Origin of the sequence: Vibrio sp. vnigr-6D03 (assembly GCF_002835515.1) — a bacterium.
Taxonomy (GTDB): Bacteria; Pseudomonadota; Gammaproteobacteria; order Enterobacterales; family Vibrionaceae; genus Vibrio; species Vibrio penaeicida.
Window position 1 is genome coordinate 1 of record NZ_PIZL01000060.1, and the last position, 18,367, is coordinate 18,367.

Genomic DNA, 18,367 nt, shown 5'->3' on the forward strand with positions numbered 1-18,367 from the left:
TTGCTGGGACAACAGTCCGATGGAGCGGTTCTTCAGAAGCCTAAAGACAGAATGGATACCAGTGTCGGGTTATCGGAGTTTTAGCGAAGCGAGAGAACATATAACTCGATACATCACGGGCTACTACAGCCAACTCAGGCCACATCAATATAATGGTGGACTCACACCCAATGAGTCTGAACGACTGTATCGGGAAAACTCTAAAACCGTGGCCAATTTTAGTTGACCACTACACTTCGAGCAGGGAAAGTCATATATACCCTAGAACTCTGCAGGTAATTTCGCGTAACCGACGGAGTTGCATATATTCGGTTAGTCTCTCTTCGAAGAAAGTTGACTTCCTCCGCAAAAATCATATCAGTCTTAACAAGAGAATTCTTGGTAAGATCAGGTAGTCATAGGAGCTGAATTGTCATTGTAATCATCCCCTAGACTAGAGGATGATCACAGTAGCATCTCAATTGACTTTTAGTTGTACACTCTGGCAACCCGACCTTTAGAAGTGATTTTATACTGCTTTACATATGCTGGTACAAATACTGATTCGCCTTTTTTTAATATTATTTTTTCCTTGGACGTATGTTCAATAGTCAAATCACCATCAATAGAAAATATGATCTCAGCACTTTTGACCTCGTTCTTCATTTCATAACACTCTAAAATGCAGTCGAACTTAAAGTCTTTAACAGGAACAGGATAATAATGATTCTTTCCATCGACTCTAGGTAGCAAGCGTATAGATTTCTCTATGGTCTCCGCAAATGAGGTACATTTTACCAACTCATCTATATCAATATGTTTTTGAGTTAATCCTGCGCGAAGAACATTATCTGAGTTAGCCATCACTTCCAGCCCAGAACCTTTTAGATAAGCGTGTGGCGTCCTGGCATTAACGAACATCGCTTCACCAGGAGCAAGAGTCATCACATTCAGCATGAGAGGTGAAAATAAACCGATGTCATCTGGATAAAGTTTTTCTAATTCAAGAATTAAAGAAAACAAATCATTGTCAACATTTGACTGTTGATTTTCTGTTGCATAGTCTATTAGCCCTCCAATTGAATCCTCTTTATCTTCAGCATCTAAATATAGGATTCCTACAAAAAATGTCTCTAGTCCTTCTGAGGTTAAGTTTTTTTTGAAGCTTTCAAGCAAATTTTCAATTGCAGGCAAATTTACTTTCTCTACAATTTTGGTGAATAGAGAAGCAACCTCCGTATATGCACGAAAGCCATTCATTGCTCGAAACGATGTCAATGCATAAACCAACTCCGGCTTGTGATTTATATCCTTATAGTTTCGATTTGGAGCCGAATGCTCAATGCCTAACTCTTCTTCTTTAGCAAACCCTTGCTCAGCTTCCGATTTATTTGGATGAACCTGTATTGATAACGCATTCCCAGCTGACAATACCTTAAACAAATAGGGTAATGTTCCAAATTTTTGCTCCGTACTGGTCGATAAAATTTTGGCTTTATCTTTAGCAATAAACTCAGATAGAAGAAACTCTTCACCTTCAAGTTGAATCTTTGAGCATCCATTGGGGTGTGCTCCCATCCAAATCTCTGCTTGAGGTTCCTGGTTTGGATTTTCAATTCCAAATAACTCTTGAAGAGCACTCTTACTGCCCCATGCATAATTTTGTATTGGGTTTTTAAGTTTAAAAAAGTTCATTAGCATTACCATTAAACGAAAAAAGCTTGACCCAGATTATTCTAGGTCAAGCCTCTATATTTCTAGATTTAACTAAAACTGCTGCGCACGAGATAAGACTGTGTCTACATATCTTTTAGCAATGTCAAAAGATGCAGCTTCGGCATAACACCGCAATTCAGGTGCATTACCAGAAGGTCGTAAGTGAATGATCACATCATTAGTCAGAGAGAGTCTCAGGCCATCAGTAGTGTTAGTACTTTCTACCTGTAAATCCGTAAAACCAAAATTTAGCAGTAATTCTTCAGGGTTCATTTTGCCATGTTCAAGTATTGCTAAACTTCTTTCCGTGGGAAAGTTTTGAATGCGGTCGCTATGCGTAAAGCGCTGTGGCAGATTACCTACCAAACTTTTGATCGATGATGTTTTCGCTAAAGAAAGCAACATAAGCGCAGGTAAAACAGCGTCTCGGGTTGGCAGTGCTTTTAGAGATTTCCCATTCACTGAAACATTACTTCCGAGTAAATATCCTCCGTTAGCTTCAAACCCTGCAATTCTTTTATAAGTTCTTGTTAATTCTGAAAATTCAGCGATGACATAAGGTGAGCCAATTCGTGTTTTAGACACAGCTTCAAATCCAGGAGATTCAGCAATAATAGTGTTGCAACTAACAGGCACAGCCAATGCTTCAATTTGAAGCGCTTGCGAACAAAGTAGGCCTAGGATATCACCTCTCAACCATTCACCGTTTTCATCCGCAACTAAAGGACGATCACCGTCTCCATCGGTCGAGAAAATAAAATCTAAATTATACTGTTTGGACCAAAAACGTGCTTTCTCTTTGTCAGATTCAGCCACGGCTTCAGTATCAATTGGTACGAACTCGTCAGTACGCTCCAATGAAATGACTTCAGCCCCAAGCGATTCAAAGAGTCCTTGGTAAATATCTCTCCCGGCACTTGAATGCTCATAAATACCAACACGCTTTCCTGCGAGCAAATCTGCATCAAACAAGTCGGTATAACGTGTTCGGTAAAGCTCAGCCGCCCGGAAATTAATCGTTAACTCAGGCAGGTCATTGATAGCACTAAAGTCTACCTTCTCGGTTAAGATTGCTTGTTCATCGGCTTTAGTGATCTCTCCATCTGGGCGATAGAACTTAATTCCATTGCGGTCAAATGGGATATGAGACCCAGTCACCATGATGCAAGGCATATTGTCTTGCATTGTGGTAAAAGCCAGAGCAGGAGTGGGGACAACACCATAGTAAATGGCATCTACACCAGCATCGGTAAGCGCTTGAATGACTGCTTTTGCCATTTCAGGACTGCTAGGGCGATTATCAATTGCCACAGCTATTTGATTGAAAGCAAAATTGCTACGCATTGATGCCACAAATGCGTGAGTAAATGCAGCACAGACGTCCGATGTAAACTGGGTGACGAGCCCTCGCGCACCACTAGTACCAAACTGAACGCCTGAAGCACCAAGCACTTCACTACTAATTAATTTTGTTACCATAATTTCCTATCTCAATAAGTCGTTAGTAGTCGCCACCAAACTTAGATGCTTGCTCATCAAAGCGAACAATATCGTCTTCTTCTAAGTACGATCCAGAACGAACTTCAATAAGCTCTAAAGGCACTTGTCCTGGATTTTCTACGGAGTGCGGAGTCCCTACTGGAATATAAGTTGACTGATTTTCAGTAAGAAGGAAAGTTTCATCACCTTTTGTCACTTTAGCCGTCCCTGACACGACAACCCAATGCTCAGCTCGATGGTGATGCATCTGAAGAGCTGTCTTCTCTTTTGGCTTAACTAACACTTGCTTCACATGGTAACGGTCACCTTCAGATACCGTCTCATGGGACCCCCATGGGCGATATACCTCTTGATGCTGCTGACACTCTGCGCGGTCTTGTTGTTTTAGTTGATTAACAATCGACTTTACATCTTGAACTTTGTCTTTATCCGCAACTAGCACTGCATCTTTTGTCTCTACAACGATCAGGTTTTCGACACCAACGGTAGCAACAAGTTTATCTTGTGAATAAATATAACTATTCTGAGTCTGCTCAGTTAACACATCACCGCGAGTTGCATTGCCCTGTTCATCTTTATCATTCACATCCCAGAGTGCAGACCAAGAACCAACATCACTCCAATTTGCGTCCATTGGAACAACAACAGCTTTTTCTGTTTTTTCCATTACGGCAAAATCTATTGATTCGTCTGGGATAAGTGAAAACAGTTCAGATGACATGCGAATAAAGTCTAAGTCTTCAAAATGACTATCGTAAGCACTTTCACATGCTTTCAAGATATCTGGTCGGAACTTTGCTAACTCTTCTAGATAAGTAGATGCTTTGAATAAAAACATACCGCTGTTCCACAAGTAACTACCATCCTTTAGATACTGCTTCGCAGTTTCGATATTAGGCTTTTCGATAAAACTATCAACGCTAAAGCCACGGCTTTCATCAGCGACGGTAACTGTAGCGCCGGTTTTAATGTAGCCATAACCTGTTTCTGGTGCATCCGCTTTGATACCAAAAGTTACCATATCACCGCGTCGTGCGTACGGAATAGCGGCTTTCACCGATTGATGAAAAGATTGAGTATCTTTAATTACATGATCAGCGGCAAGAACCAGCATCAACGCATCTTCAGCTGAAGTTTGGTTTTCAGATAGGGCAAACTTTGCGGCTAGGGCAATAGCAGGAGCAGTATTACGCCCGACTGGTTCTAGTAGTATTCCGCTATAACTGCTCTCAATACGGCGAAGTTGTTCAGCAACTAGAAATCGATGTTCTTCATTGCAGATAACAAACGGCGAATTGTGCTCTAGCCCAACCATGCGACTTAACGTTTGTTGAAGCATAGTTTGCTCGCCAGTTACCGCTAAAAATTGTTTAGGGTATTTGGCACGAGATAGAGGCCATAAACGACTGCCAGAGCCGCCGGCCATAATTACAGGAATAAGCATAGTCAACTCGTTGTTTTTAATTAGGTGATAGTTTTAGTTATTTTTGAAAATACCATTTAGTATGGACATGTACTTTATCACTGGTCAATAGTTCAACTTGACTACACCAACGATAACGAGAATGCTGCACATCCATGGGTAAGTTCAATTCAGAGCGAATGACAGTGAGCTTATAGGCAATCGCGACATAATGAGTCGTAAACTCATTGCCAAACACATTGTCATCATAGAGGTGTGTATATGGTCCCAGCAGTGTTGATTGAGAGAGCTTAAACTCATGTCCAAGCTCCTCTATAGTTAATCGAGTAAAGGCATCTTCAAGCTTTTCATCTTTAAGAATACGACCACCGGGAACGAACCAAAAACCTTGAGCTGGTCGATTTAAACGCTCTCCAAGTAAAACTTGACCACTTTCGTTCTCAATAACCAAATCAATTGAAACTAATGGCGTACTTTCAATCACTTGAGAAAAACGTTGTTTGTTTAAAAACATATGCTCTGTTTAAGTCCTTATATTAGCTCTATCTCGGTACTTTAACCGCGATAACTTTCTTGATTTCCTAAGAACCACTGGTAAGTCATAGCTAAACCATCTTCTAGGCTCGTCTTCGCTTCCCACCCTAGACTCTTTAAACGTGAAACATCCATTAACTTGCGAGGAGTGCCATCTGGCTTCGTAGTATCAAATTCAATTTCACCTTCAAAACCAACCACTTTTGCCACAGTTTCAACAAGTTCACGAATAGTACAATCCACACCTGTACCTACGTTTATGTGACTAAGCATTTCTTGCGTATTTTCTAGATACGCCTCTTGATCAAGATTCATTACATAAATTGAGGCTGCTGCCATATCATCCACATGCAAAAACTCCCGCATAGGTTTACCGCTCCCCCACGCAACAACTTTACTGTCACCATTCAACTTCGCTTCGTGAAAGCGACGCAACAACGCGGGAATAACGTGAGAGTTTTGAGGATGAAAATTATCATTCTCACCATACAAATTAGTTGGCATTACCGATCGATAGTTGCGACCATATTGGCGATTATAGGACTCACACATTTTGATACCGGCAATCTTAGCAATTGCATAAGGCTCATTGGTTTCTTCCAAAGTTCCAGTCAATAAAGAGTCTTCGCGCATCGGTTGTTGTGCAAACTTTGGATAAATACAAGACGACCCCAAGAATAGTAAATCTTGAACACCATGCAGATGTGCAGAGTAGATAATATTGTTTTGAATCGTCAAATTTTGATAAATAAACTCAGCTGGGTACGTATTGTTAGCAACAATCCCGCCGACTTTCGCAGCCGCAAGGTAAACTTGGTCAATATGGTGAGTCGCAAAAAATTCCTCGACGGCTAGTGCATCTAACAAGTTAAGCTGATTACGATCTTTGGTAATAATTTCTACTGAGCAATCTTTAGATAATTGACGAACAATAGCAGATCCAACCATTCCCTTATGGCCAGCTACAAATACTCTTTTCATACTAGTACCGATAATATAAACAGAAAAAGCAGAGCCTGAAATGAGGAACTCTGCAATATAAACGAATCAGTATTACTGAATAATTAGCTTTCTAGTGAGATCGCAACATCAAAACCGTGCTCTTTGAGAACTGCGTGTTGTTTTGCCTTATCGATATCAGACGCAACCATTTCTGCACACATTTCTTCCACAGTGATCTCTGGAGTCCAGCCAAGCTTGGCTTTCGCTTTACTTGGGTCACCAAGTAGCGTCTCGACTTCCGCTGGACGGAAGAAGCGAGGGTTTACTTTTACAATGACATCGCCAACTTTCACTTTTGGTGCTTTTTCTTCATCAATAGCAACCACAGTAGCGATTTCATCAATACCTTCGCCGGAAAACTCAAGTTCGATCCCCGCTTCCTTTGCTGACAAGCGAACAAACTCGCGCACAGAGATCTGTTTACCAGTAGCAATAACAAAATCTTCAGCCTGATCTTGTTGAAGCATCATCCATTGCATTCGAACGTAATCTTTAGCATGCCCCCAGTCACGCAACGCATCCATGTTGCCAAGTTCTAGGCAAGATTCTAGACCTTGAGAAATGTTAGCGACAGCTCGAGTAATCTTACGAGTTACAAAGGTTTCACCCCGACGTGGTGACTCGTGGTTAAACAAAATACCATTACATGCGTACATACCGTAAGATTCACGATAGTTAACCACAATCCAGTATGCATACATTTTAGCTACAGCGTATGGAGAGCGCGGATAAAAAGGTGTAGTTTCACGCTGAGGAATTTCACGAACCTCTCCGTAAAGCTCCGAGGTAGACGCTTGGTAAAAACGAGTTTTCTTTTCCAGACCATTGATACGAATCGCCTCAAGAAGACGAAGAGTCCCCATGCCATCTACATCAGCAACATATTCTGGTGATTCAAAAGAAACCGCCACGTGCGACATTGCGCCTAAATTATAGATTTCATCTGGTTGAATTTCTTTGACCAATCGAATTAGGTTTGAAGAATCCGTTAGGTCGCCGTAGTGCAGTTTGATATAGGCACCATCATTTACCAGCGCATCTATACGTTCAGTATTGTATGATGATGCTCGGCGAATAAGACCGTGAACCTCATAACCTTTTTCTATTAGAAGTTCAGCTAAATAAGAGCCATCTTGACCTGTGATACCTGTAATTAACGCTTTTTTCATCAGTTTAAACTCCTAATAAACTTTCGAATTGGATCATTATACTTTCTATTTACTCTTTTAACTGTGTATTTTTCAAAGGAAGATTCTCTTATGTTGACAATATCGGAAACAGTTACACTCAAGGATTCTTCCCAATTTATAAAGCAAGATGAGTTATTTTTTCTGGATATCGTCGAATTAGCTATGGTAGGCAAAAAAAACTCTTCTCCCGCATATGAAAATCGAGAGAAACGGAAATTAACCTTTAACTTCACCATCAATCTGCTTAATTTTGACGCATTTTCACGATAAAAACATCTAATTCTATTTTCTGGTATAAAATACTTTTCTAAATCATAGAAATATTCCCTTATCTCTGACTTAAAAAAGTTAGAAACCTTACTCTCATTGTAAAAACAGCCTTCTGGCTGAGATTTTTTAATTTCTAAACCTAGATATTCAGTCAACGCTACAAATTTATTATCACCGAATGCATTTATAGTTTGGATATCAAACTTGTTTACAGGGCAAACAGTATGCTCATTTTCAGAAGAAACATATTTGAAAAGCCCACTTTTAACAAACATTTCATTACTACCTAAGATAGAAAAAAATTTGAATTTTGTATTCAAACTTTCTAAAAAGTATAGGTTAGATAAATGTACAACCACCAATGATTGGTCAAAGATCCCTGTATTATATGATTTTGGATTAATAAAGACGTGTTCCCTATTTAAATTAAAATCAAACCCAGACTTACAATGCACAACTATCGCAACGTTATCATTATATTTAAAAACATTTTCAATCAGATCAACAACACAATCACTCGCTTCGTGAACTGCTATTGAGAATATAATATTGTACATTTTAACTGTAACCACTTACACTCTTTTTAATTAGAAAAGAAAGCTTTGAAGAAAAAAATATTAAGCTAGAAATAACTGTAATAGAGAACTGATTCACAATAGCGTGATATAAAAACCGTTCTAATCTCGATTGTTTACATGCCTTTTGCTTAAATAGTATCTTACTTATTATTGTTGTTAGCTTTTTGATTGAAACTGAGCTGTCGACACCTTGTAATATACTTCTTTTAATCACATGAGCTAATTTCAAGCAAACATATCGATAAAAAACCCTCTCATAACCCCGAGGTAAATTAATCAATGATTTTATTTTTTCCATACCTTCATAGTGCTTCATTGAAATTTCTGAATTCATTACAGAAGAACTAATAACGACGTATCGAAAGAAGCTTAGATTGACTATTCTTATTCTTTCTTGAATAGCATACTCAAATAATTTTACAGTAAATATCAAATCTTCCCCAACAGCAACTCCTATCGGAAATTTTATGTCATGCTCAACTAAAAAATTACGGTTTATACATAAACTACCAAGATGGCAAGTTATATCACCTTTTAAGTACTGCATGAGTGGTTCTGAGATAGATGTTATATTACTTTTAAAAAATCTAATTTGATTACCAAGCTCATCAACCATATCAAAATTGGTTATTATTAAGTCTAACTCTTGACTTGATGATAGAGCGTCACAAATAAAATTCAAATAACCATTTTCAAAATAATCATCGGAATCCAGAAAAACGACATAATCGCCGACAGCTTCGCTTAATCCAAAATTTCTAGCAGAGGATACACCCTGATTGGACACCGTAATAATTTTACTATTAAAAGTTGTACCTTTTAAGCTCTTCTCAAGGGTAATGATTGTATCATCTTGGGACCCATCGTCTATAAATATAAATTCAACATTTTGGGAAAGTAACGGTTCCCATCTTAAAAGTGAATTCTCGATGTAATTTGCAACGTTGTAACAAGGAACAATAAAACTAATTTTCACCATTTAATAGTCCAAACCTATTCTATATATATACTCTTCTGCCCTAGGCGGAGTCCCAAATAACAGGTATTCTACATAACCTGTGTATGGAAAGTATACCTCTCGATCCAAATGATACCTAAATGTTATAAAGAACATTAAAAGCGACAACGGTAACATTATGAGTGGCGAGTGCTTTCTAAAACCGATGGCATATGTAGGTATCAACTGAATTAGTATTATTAATGAAACTGAAAAGTAGTATTCAAATCTAGAAACAATGAGAGAGGGCATAAATTTTGTGTAAAACTGCAAAAGTATGAGACTGCCAAACAGTACCATCGTTGTATTTAATAATGGTATTCTCGTAATTTCGATTTTATAAGAATAAAACACGAAGATCAAAAATGAATATATCGCTAAATTTACAAGCGTTAGGACTGAAAGACCCGCTTGTCGATATTGAGAGTAGTGCTCTAACAGAAGGACTATAAAAGATAGGCTATCAGGTAAAATTGATGTGGTTGAAAGAAATAAATTATAAAGCCCTAACGTAACGTACCACATTGGTATGGCGGCTAATGCAATTAAGACATGTATTTTGAGTTCTAATTTTTTAACAAGCCATAGCATCAAAAGAACAACTGAAGAAAAGTGAAAAAGTGTGGCGAATAAAATTGTAAAAATATACTTTCTGCTTCCATTAATAAGATAGGGGAGAGAAAACACAAAGATAGAGAAAGATATTCCTTGCCGAAAAGTACTCATTTCTAATCGAGTAAAAGAGGCACAGAAAAACAAAAGTGCGAAAAGAGAGAAATTCAAGTCTAGTTTTCTAACCCCAAACCAAAGAAGGGTATTCACAATTAAACTTTGAATCAGAATATAGAATTGAAAGTTATCAGATATCAACGCACTAAATGAAAGAATGGCTATGTAGCCAATTTCCAACCCCGATGCATATAAGACAGAAAAACCTTCATAATTCCCCTTATCGACAATTACATTAAAATATCGAAGATACGTATAGGCGTCCCATCCATTGAAGTAGGAATTACTTGAAAATAGGAACAAAATTAGAAACGAAAAATATTCAAATATTATAGACTTTGATTTACTTGTGACTCCACCTAAATATATTAACCAAAGGATGGTTATAATAAATATATAGAATTCCATTAAAAAAAGCCTTTAACTATTAAATTATAAATTCGTTCACAATTCCTATTATCGAAGTATCTAAAAAACTGCTCAGAATTACAAGTTACCTTTTTTTGTTCCGAAGTCAGTATATTGACCAAGCTATCAACACTAAAAACCGTCATCCCTAGAGCTTTGCCATTCAGGTTATACAAACCGATCTGTTCAAGATATTTTTCTCTATCTGGTTGAAAAAATAGCACGTCACGCTTTGTATATATATAATCCCAGCAAACACTAGAGTAATCAGTAATTAAGGTATTTGTTTTTCGAATTATGTTACTAAGGTTTTCATGAGGTTGAAGAATTATTATATTCGTTCCATAAGATGTTTTTGGCTTAATATCCATCATGTGATGAGCTTTAAAATAAAGAATTCGCCCACTTTCCTTTAGATAGCTTTGCAAATTAGGGTTTGATAAAAAACAATCAACATGCTTTACAAATTCGTTATTTTCACGTTGGGATGTCTGGAACCAAGGTCTCCAAGTTGGAAAAAACAGAATAGCATTACTAAATTTGCACTGACCGAATAGCTTATCATACCTAGGCAAACCAGTAACTACAACAGTATCAGGTTTAGCACCACACTCAATTATTTTTATCTCTTTTTCAGTTTCAGAAACAGCACAATTATAATCAACATTAATTTTTTCATAATAATCGGCAGGTAGTTTCTTTAATCCTTCTTGCCCATGGTTAACGTTAATTTTTTTTGCCCCACATTTCTGTAAAAATCCTGGACACACATCTGAGTCATTAGTATCGAGAACTATATATTTAGCATTCAAACACATGTAATATGCATTTATACTACCACGATCTAATCTAGCAACTTTATTAGGTAAGTTATCAACTTTCTTATTTGAGATAAAAACAAAACGATTATTACTATTTTCCAACTCTTTTTTAATAACAAAATTCAAAAATACTTCAACATTATTTTCGAATAGTCCACTTCCACTACCGAACACCCATAGCTCACCTTTTTTAGAATTGTCAAATTTTAGCCACTTCGATACAATGTAAAATAAATAAGCCAGGAAAAAATTAACTACGTATGACAATCTTTTTATCGATATCTTCTTTAAAATTTCCATAACAACACTGACCTAAAAAAAATTAATACTAACTTTCTTGTTTTAGATGATATTACATATAATAACAACGATGAAAAAAACAAACTAATAAGAGTCGATATCGATGCCCCTATAATTCCAAATTTAGGAATTAAAGCAAGATTCATCAATACATTTATAACCAGACCTATAAGTGAATGAAAAAGAGAATATTTCTGTAGATCTTCTGCCAGAAGCCACTTGCTACTTACAGCACCAATAGATATAAAGACAAAGCCCCAACAGCTCAACGCTAATACTGGTGTTGAATTGCTATAGTCTACCCCATACGCCAGGTTTATTATTTTTTCAGAGAAAGTATAAATAATCCAAGAAGTTAAAGATGAAAAAACCAAAACTATCGAAAAAGACCGAGAAACTAGTGTTTCATAAGATTTTAACGACTCTCTCTTTTTTTTAATAAAAAATGGAAATATAGCAGAAAATATTAAGTAAGGAAGGAAATTAAGTGCTTCCGAAACTCTTATAGCTGCACTATAAAAGCCCAACGCACTTTCTCCCAACATACTTTTTATCATCAATTGATCTGTTCTAGTATAAGCAATTACCATAATACCGCTAAATAATAATGGCGCGCCTTTTTTTAATAAGTAAATACAATCTGATTTTAAAAGAGAAAAATCAATATTTTTGATTGCTGACTTAAGTAAGAATCTACCATGAAAAACGTAAAACGTACTGATAATTACGCTTTCGATAACATAACATAATATTATATATATAATACCACAATCATAGTAGATCATGCTAAGCTTCAATAACGCAGATGTAAGAACTCCTAAAATCTTGCTGATAGCTATAATTTTACCTTGACCTTTTGATTGCAATATATTTTCATAGTAGAAGAATGTCTGTGGTAAACAAAGTAGCGTAAATATCGTAACTTCTATCGTTAGGATAGATTTGCGATATAAGAAAAAAGCTAAGAGCAATATTATTATACTAAATCCACCTCTTAGTAATAAAGAAGCTGCATATAAGATATCTCTTTTTGAGTTGGAGTTAGAGAAATCCCTTAATAAGATATTATGAATACCTAACCCAGACAATATTAGCAAAAGAGAAGAGATCGCTTGCGCAAAACTAAATCTCCCAAATAGATCAGGCTCAAGATACTTTGCTACTTGAAAGTTCACTAACAGCACGCAAAAAAAGCTAACGCCCTTTTCACCTAATAGCCAACACGCACTTTTTAGATAATGCTTCATTTTCTTTCAACATACAAATATTGGTTATCAAGGGTTGGTAACGATTTAGATTGCATTATAAGCCATTCAGAGAAGCTTATTTTTTCCACGGTCCTATCCTGACTATACATAGGACTCTCTGAAACATTATACTCGTAGGAATTATATTTATTCCAGTAGTGATCAATCATTTCCTTATCTATTACAATAAAACGGTCTCTTATATGTGTAAGACTAACATTCAAGCTAACAGAGTCATCCTCCCCTATATTTTTTATATAGTACCTACCGAAGTAAGACTCCGTGATATAATTTTCAGCTGCAAACTTAAAGTTATAAGTATTCTTTTTCTTTATTTCGTTCAAATCGTTACTTCGATTATCTTCTGGACATGACCAATATTTATATAACTCGGATGTTTTTGCATATTGAAAAATATCTGAGAAAGAAAAAGGTCTGTATTTAGTTGTATTAAAGTTTATCAAAACAATTCTAGAAGTTTGTTTTTTGTCAACAGGTTTATATATTCTAAGCAGCTCTTCGCACAGGTCTAGAGTTATTGAACTATGAATTCTACAATCAGTTCTGGTCTTAAGTGTATATTCAACTTCTGTATCACTTATAAAGTTTAAGCCAGCTTTAGTGCTGACCATTTGATAGTTGACATTGAGAAGTCCTGGATTATCAGGTTTATCACTCAAAACAACATCAATGCCAATTTTTTCTATCTTAGATATAATTTCTTTATCAGTATCGCTCCATGTACTTAGTACGATTCTTGCCGACTTAAATTGTGTTTTATACAGCTCAAGAGTATTTAGTAAAAAATTAACGTCCTCAACAGGCCCTTGAACAAGAATAGCACTTTTTGTGGAGCAATTTTTATAACCAGAAAAAATATCTTCATGTTTCACTGGTCTAAAATGTACTGAGACATAATCACTAGCCTGATGTGATTTTTGGTTGTAGTAAAAAAAAAATCTTTCTATTAAACTTTTGTTAATGTTGGGACATAATTCTAGAACCTTTCCAAAAGATAGCTTAAAGATTCGTCTTAAACTCAATGTATTCATCGGGTACTCCACAAAATATAACTGCGTCTTTATCTATCAGATTGTAATGAATTTTATACCCATTTCTGATCAGGTAGTTGTACAATGGCGCGACATAGATCTCCCCTTTCTCCCATTTACAGTTTGATAAGCTTTGATAATGTTCATAGGCATCTAAATATAATTTGGCCGTTTTAAAAAAATACAATCCTGTGCTACATAAATTTGAGATCGGTCTTTTCTCCGCTGTTTCAATAACCTCTGTAGTATAATTTGATGCTGGTTTAGCAAATGACCAGTTATCCCCTTGCCCTTTGAATACTTCTAAGTATCCATCACAACTAGCTGATAGTTGTGGGTATGAGAACCCCCACCGAAACGTATCTATATTAAATATCGTAATGGATTCGTCATTTAAATCAGAAATTCTCTGGAGATAGGTTAAGCCTAGAGCTACAGTTTCAGCTTGTCCTCTTGTGTTTTTTTCTAAGACACAAATATCGTATTTTCTTATACCAAGCTCAATACACTTTGAGTTTACAAAGTTTTTTGTACCAGCAATATCTTTTACTATAAATAAGAACCTTTCATCATTAAAATATTTTTTAAAGCTCGAAATTGAGTGTTCAAATAATGTAAAACCTCTAGCTTCAAGCATATATTTTGGCTTATCATAACCCGCATTCAAAAAACGAGAACTCATCCCGGCCATTGGTATTATGATCATTTTTCAAGGTCCTTTATTGTTCTGTATAGTCTAAAAGCATTTGCAAAAAGCGCATCTTGCCTGTCCGAATTATCAGAATGTAATGGTAACATCGATAAGAATAGTTGAATTTGCATTGCATAAAGTTGTAACGCTGATATATCAAAGCGTATTTTTACCTGTTCAATAAAATATTGCTGTATGTCATTTCTATTTTGATTGATTATATCAAATTTAATTTCTCTTCCTTTTATATCTACGTTGAAATAACCTGCGATTATATAGTCATACAACCCTAGCATCGAGTGACTAAGTTTTGCCAAGTCATACTTCAAGTCACCATAAATGGTTTTCACTCCTTCAGGTGTTATACCCCTTGGGTCTATGACTTTTATTTTTTTAGCTCTAAAATCATAAAGAATATTGCTAAAACAAAGATCACCATGCATTACATTCAATACGTCTCTATTTTTAGGCAAATATTTTTCACTATATTCTAAAATCTGAATTATTGATATAGGTTCATCTTCGTTTAAAGACCATAAATCATTTAGTTTTATATTTTTCGAAACACAATACTCATTAACTCTCTCGATTGTCTTAACGGTAAATAATTTTTCTAATGTATTAGAATCTTTTGATGATAATTTTGAATCTACTTCTTTACAATCTGATAAAAAATCCAGACAACTGTTAATTACATGTGTCCATGTAGCTAGAGGGAGCTCTGAAAAAACATAAAGTTCATTTAAAGCTGACAGGTGCAAGTATTCAAGCTTATATGAGAACTTGCCATCAATTTCTCTACTCCCTAAAAACTGTGGTATGTTGCCTCGAAGTTCAAATGGTAAATTTTCAAACCAATATGCTTCAGCGTCTATTTTTTCAATTTTTGAGCTAGATTTTTCAATCCAAGTAGATGTTATCCTTAACTCGTTAAATGCTCTTTGTGTAGTAAACTTTGCTTTTGAACGATAGTAAGTATTTACATGCCCAAAGTCTAGCCATCCAATAGATTTAACTGGTGTTAGTCCTACAACTTCTCGATACAAGTTTAAGCCTTGAATAAAATCCCATTCGCACTTGGTGATCTGCTTTATCAAAACTCTTGGTTTATTAAATTTAAAGTAGCCATCCACTATGCGCCTTTTTTGTCCTTCAATGCCTCCAGTACTGGAATCGACCCATTTAAAATTCTCTTCGGTCATTATTGTCCATTTATAACCGTCTTCTGTTGTTGAATAACCTACAACATCCTTTCCTTGAGGTAGCTCTTCATAAAGCGTATCTCCTAAGAGAACATGTAACGGCTTATCCATAGAATAACCAGAAATATTCAGAGCGGCTACAATAGCAGCCCCTAGGCTTAATCCATCCGGTATATGGACTATATCAATATCATTCTCTAATAACCATTTCTCATCACTCATAGATAATTGATAAGACTCTGGTAAAGATAATATAATTTTGTTATTTTTTGGTGCTAACTTTATTTGGTGTTGAAATAAGCGTCGATTGCCCAGTGGTAGAAAGCTTGGTGGAATTTTACCAAATTCAGACTCTAGCTCGGGAGCAACATAAGCTCCTGACATAATTAAGAACATTTGCTCTCCTCAACTAAGAGTTTTGTGATTTCCTCAAAAGTTAATTCAACAAACTCTGAAGGTCTAATTGCTCTATCATCAATGTAAAAACCCTCTTTTCCACACCATGGCTTACCAACAATAATCTCATCATAAGGAACTTCATACTTTTCTAACCAACTTATAATTATAGGTAGGGTATGTATATTTATCTTTCCAACATTTCCCTCAAACGTACGCATATTTCTTGCAGTGCATATAACAATTGCAAAGCCCTCATCTTTATATTTTTTTAATTTTTCTATGACGCCATGTCGAGGAAGTACATTTCTGTAATCGCTAGTATTGGCTTTCGTGAGCGTTCCATCTAAGTCAACAATAAGCTTTTTCATTCAAATTACTCTATTTATTTTTAAATACTATTACTTAACAAAGTATATTATTAAGGATCATGTTCTTTGTAATTATCGTTATACTATCAATCTTAATTTAATATAATTCACTTAAAAGTGATCATTAATAACACTTTAATATTTATTTATCTTCATGATTTACGCCCAATAGAAAACCTAAGGAGTATAAATACCGATGATAAAATTGCTCCGATAAGACTTCCTATCAAAAGGATTAAAGCACGTTTGGGGCTATTTTTTAATTCAGGAATCACAGCAGGATCTATTACTTTGAAAATAAATTCTTCTTGAACTTCAGCAAGCATTAAACTTTTTGTTTGCCCCTCAATTAATTTATAAAATGTACTTTGCATATCAGCTACAGCGGTTTTTTGTAGCTGAGTATTTAGGTAGGCTAGGTTTTGAGAAGTTTCAGCAATAGTACGTTCACGCATTACTTTGTTGATATCTTCAATTAACCAATTGACCCATTGCTGCGCAATATAAGGTGAGTAGTTTTTGACTGATATGGTGTATAAGCCACTCTCTTTATCTTGATTGATGCTCAAAACCTCTTTACTGAATACTTCAAACGCCTCTTGCGCTGTTGGTATTGTACCACGTAGACCTTTTTCTTCACGTAGCCATTCACCAGAATTGGGGTTATAAAGTTCTCCATCCAGAATGAGTTTATTGTTTGCCAAATCCCAATCCTTTGCCGCCATTAAAGGGACGAGCAAATCGTGCTTGTTGACGAATGCTTCAACAAATTGGCGAGACTTCATTACTCGCACAGCTAAATCCGTTTGAGAAGATTCACCTGCATCAAGGTTAACGCCTGCTAGCGCTGCAAGGCCACCTAACTGACCCGCCATTTTTGACAGCCCGCCACCATTTGAGCTCTCTGCTGGCGCGAGTAATGCATCCGATTTGTATATATTTGGCAGGCTTAGTGCGTATAACACTGCACCGACTGCAAAGACAAATGTGGTAACAATGATTATCCATTTGCCTTTCCATAGAGCGTTAAAAAGTTCACGCAAGTCAATCTCATGATCTGTAGATTGAGGTGGATATGGTGGGTAGTTTGGGTTGGGTTCTTTTTGTGGTTCCATTGGTCTTTAATCCTAAGCTCTGAGGTTCATTATATTGGACTCAGCACGGAAAAATCACGAACTTTCCCGTCAATTAAGGCTTCCCAGAACCTTCAAAAGATACTCAGGATTCATCGCACACATCGCTCTTTTGTGCTTTATGCTCGCCTTTAATGTCATTTCTCGTTTTAATAAGTTCAAGCACATCTGCCTGATCCTCGCAAAATTCTCTGCTCTTTCTTCCGCTCGTTTACGACACGCATCTTCTCCAAATGTCGTATCCAATGTCCAGTGCATTGACTCTATTAACCAATGGGAACGTACCGAATTTAACAATTCCTTAGCACTTAATTCCTTCGAACTTATGAAGTACCTCACCGAGAACTCTTGCTCCTTCGCTACCGACTCTTCCTGCCTTATACTTACCACTATACCCATCGTCTTTAGTTCTGGCCACTCAAATTCTATATCTCCTAAAACGCTCAAATCTGTGTTGGTGAGCGCCAACCGAGTTTCCAAACGACCTCTCGATTTTTCTTGAGTACTATACGAATCTCCATCGTGCTCTTGCATCATACCCATATGAAAATAATCATTAAATGCTGCCTCTAGACGACCTTGATTTCCCTTGACTGTAGTGGTCAACTAAAATTGGCCACGGTTTTAGAGTTTTCCCAATACAGTCGTTCAGACTCATTGGGTGTGAGTCCACCATTATATTGATGTGGCCTGAGTTGGCTGTAGTAGCCCGTGATGTATCGAGTTATATGTTCTCTCGCTTCGCTAAAACTCCGATAACCCGACACTGGTATCCATTCTGTCTTTAGGCTTCTGAAGAACCGCTCAATCGGACTGTTGTCCCAGCAA

Annotated in this window: 17 protein-coding genes and 1 pseudogene; 1 reads left to right on the forward strand and 17 read right to left on the reverse strand. The window is 36.4% G+C overall.

From position 1 onward, the window contains the following. On the forward strand, positions 1 to 226 hold a 226-nt coding region (locus CW749_RS27210; RefSeq protein WP_145997895.1), incomplete at its 5' end, for an integrase core domain-containing protein. Between the two features lie 242 nt (positions 227 to 468). Here CW749_RS27210 and manA read toward each other — a convergent pair. The 17 genes and pseudogenes from manA to CW749_RS27300 form a co-directional block, all read right to left on the reverse strand. Continuing rightward, positions 469 to 1,674, reverse strand: coding sequence for a mannose-6-phosphate isomerase, class I (gene manA / locus CW749_RS27215; RefSeq protein WP_101115610.1), 1,206 nt, complete (start codon positions 1,672 to 1,674; stop codon positions 469 to 471). A gap of 72 nt (positions 1,675 to 1,746) precedes the next feature. Then, positions 1,747 to 3,174 carry a phosphomannomutase gene (locus CW749_RS27220; protein WP_101115611.1) on the reverse strand — a complete coding sequence of 476 codons (1,428 nt, stop codon included), beginning with the start codon at positions 3,172 to 3,174 and terminating at the stop codon, positions 1,747 to 1,749. Positions 3,175 to 3,196: 22 nt separating this feature from the next. Continuing rightward, positions 3,197 to 4,639 carry a mannose-1-phosphate guanylyltransferase/mannose-6-phosphate isomerase gene (locus tag CW749_RS27225; RefSeq protein WP_101115612.1) on the reverse strand — a complete coding sequence of 481 codons (1,443 nt, stop codon included), beginning with the start codon at positions 4,637 to 4,639 and terminating at the stop codon, positions 3,197 to 3,199. Positions 4,640 to 4,676: 37 nt separating this feature from the next. After that, the gene (locus tag CW749_RS27230) at positions 4,677 to 5,132 is read right to left on the reverse strand and encodes a GDP-mannose mannosyl hydrolase (protein ID WP_101115613.1); all 456 of its coding nucleotides are present in this window, start codon (positions 5,130 to 5,132) and stop codon (positions 4,677 to 4,679) included. A gap of 41 nt (positions 5,133 to 5,173) precedes the next feature. Further along, a complete protein-coding gene (locus CW749_RS27235) occupies positions 5,174 to 6,133 on the reverse strand; it encodes a GDP-L-fucose synthase (protein WP_101115614.1) in 960 nt (319 codons plus the stop codon). An 83-nt stretch (positions 6,134 to 6,216) separates the two neighbouring features. Continuing rightward, complete coding sequence (gene gmd, locus CW749_RS27240; RefSeq protein ID WP_101115615.1) at positions 6,217 to 7,323, reverse strand: GDP-mannose 4,6-dehydratase; 1,107 nt, start codon at positions 7,321 to 7,323, stop codon at positions 6,217 to 6,219. Next, positions 7,323 to 8,186 carry a hypothetical protein gene (locus CW749_RS27245; RefSeq protein WP_101115616.1) on the reverse strand — a complete coding sequence of 288 codons (864 nt, stop codon included), beginning with the start codon at positions 8,184 to 8,186 and terminating at the stop codon, positions 7,323 to 7,325. Before CW749_RS27245 ends, gmd begins: the two co-directional genes overlap by 1 nt. After that, positions 8,173 to 9,171: a glycosyltransferase family 2 protein gene (locus tag CW749_RS27250; RefSeq protein ID WP_101115617.1), complete on the reverse strand. Its 999-nt coding sequence runs from the start codon at positions 9,169 to 9,171 to the stop codon at positions 8,173 to 8,175. The genes CW749_RS27245 and CW749_RS27250 overlap by 14 nt, the downstream gene beginning before the upstream one ends. 1,154 nt (positions 9,172 to 10,325) lie before the next feature. Then, positions 10,326 to 11,321 (reverse strand): CDP-glycerol glycerophosphotransferase family protein, encoded by a 996-nt coding sequence (locus CW749_RS27260; RefSeq protein ID WP_180958508.1) that lies wholly within the window; start codon positions 11,319 to 11,321, stop codon positions 10,326 to 10,328. Between the two features lie 113 nt (positions 11,322 to 11,434). Beyond that, positions 11,435 to 12,694 (reverse strand): flippase, encoded by a 1,260-nt coding sequence (locus CW749_RS27265; protein WP_101115620.1) that lies wholly within the window; start codon positions 12,692 to 12,694, stop codon positions 11,435 to 11,437. Further along, positions 12,691 to 13,746, reverse strand: a complete 1,056-nt coding sequence (locus tag CW749_RS27270; protein ID WP_101115621.1) for a WavE lipopolysaccharide synthesis family protein — start codon at positions 13,744 to 13,746, stop codon at positions 12,691 to 12,693. The genes CW749_RS27265 and CW749_RS27270 overlap by 4 nt, the downstream gene beginning before the upstream one ends. Next, on the reverse strand, positions 13,715 to 14,452 hold the full coding sequence (locus tag CW749_RS27275) for a glycosyltransferase family 2 protein (protein ID WP_101115622.1): 738 nt from the start codon (positions 14,450 to 14,452) through the stop codon (positions 13,715 to 13,717). The genes CW749_RS27270 and CW749_RS27275 overlap by 32 nt, the downstream gene beginning before the upstream one ends. Continuing rightward, positions 14,449 to 16,035, reverse strand: a complete 1,587-nt coding sequence (locus CW749_RS27280) for a capsular biosynthesis protein (protein WP_101115623.1) — start codon at positions 16,033 to 16,035, stop codon at positions 14,449 to 14,451. Before CW749_RS27280 ends, CW749_RS27275 begins: the two co-directional genes overlap by 4 nt. Further along, entirely contained in the window at positions 16,026 to 16,406 is a 381-nt protein-coding gene (locus tag CW749_RS27285) for an HAD-IIIC family phosphatase (protein ID WP_101115624.1), read from the reverse strand. The genes CW749_RS27280 and CW749_RS27285 overlap by 10 nt, the downstream gene beginning before the upstream one ends. Before the next feature lie 152 nt (positions 16,407 to 16,558). Beyond that, the gene (locus CW749_RS27290) at positions 16,559 to 17,521 is read right to left on the reverse strand and encodes a Wzz/FepE/Etk N-terminal domain-containing protein (protein WP_101115625.1); all 963 of its coding nucleotides are present in this window, start codon (positions 17,519 to 17,521) and stop codon (positions 16,559 to 16,561) included. A gap of 69 nt (positions 17,522 to 17,590) precedes the next feature. Then, positions 17,591 to 18,133, reverse strand: a pseudogene (locus CW749_RS27295) (ISAs1 family transposase); the annotation flags it as partial. Between the two features lie 8 nt (positions 18,134 to 18,141). After that, a partial coding sequence (locus CW749_RS27300) for an integrase core domain-containing protein (protein WP_145997896.1) occupies positions 18,142 to 18,367 on the reverse strand: 226 nt, incomplete at its 5' end.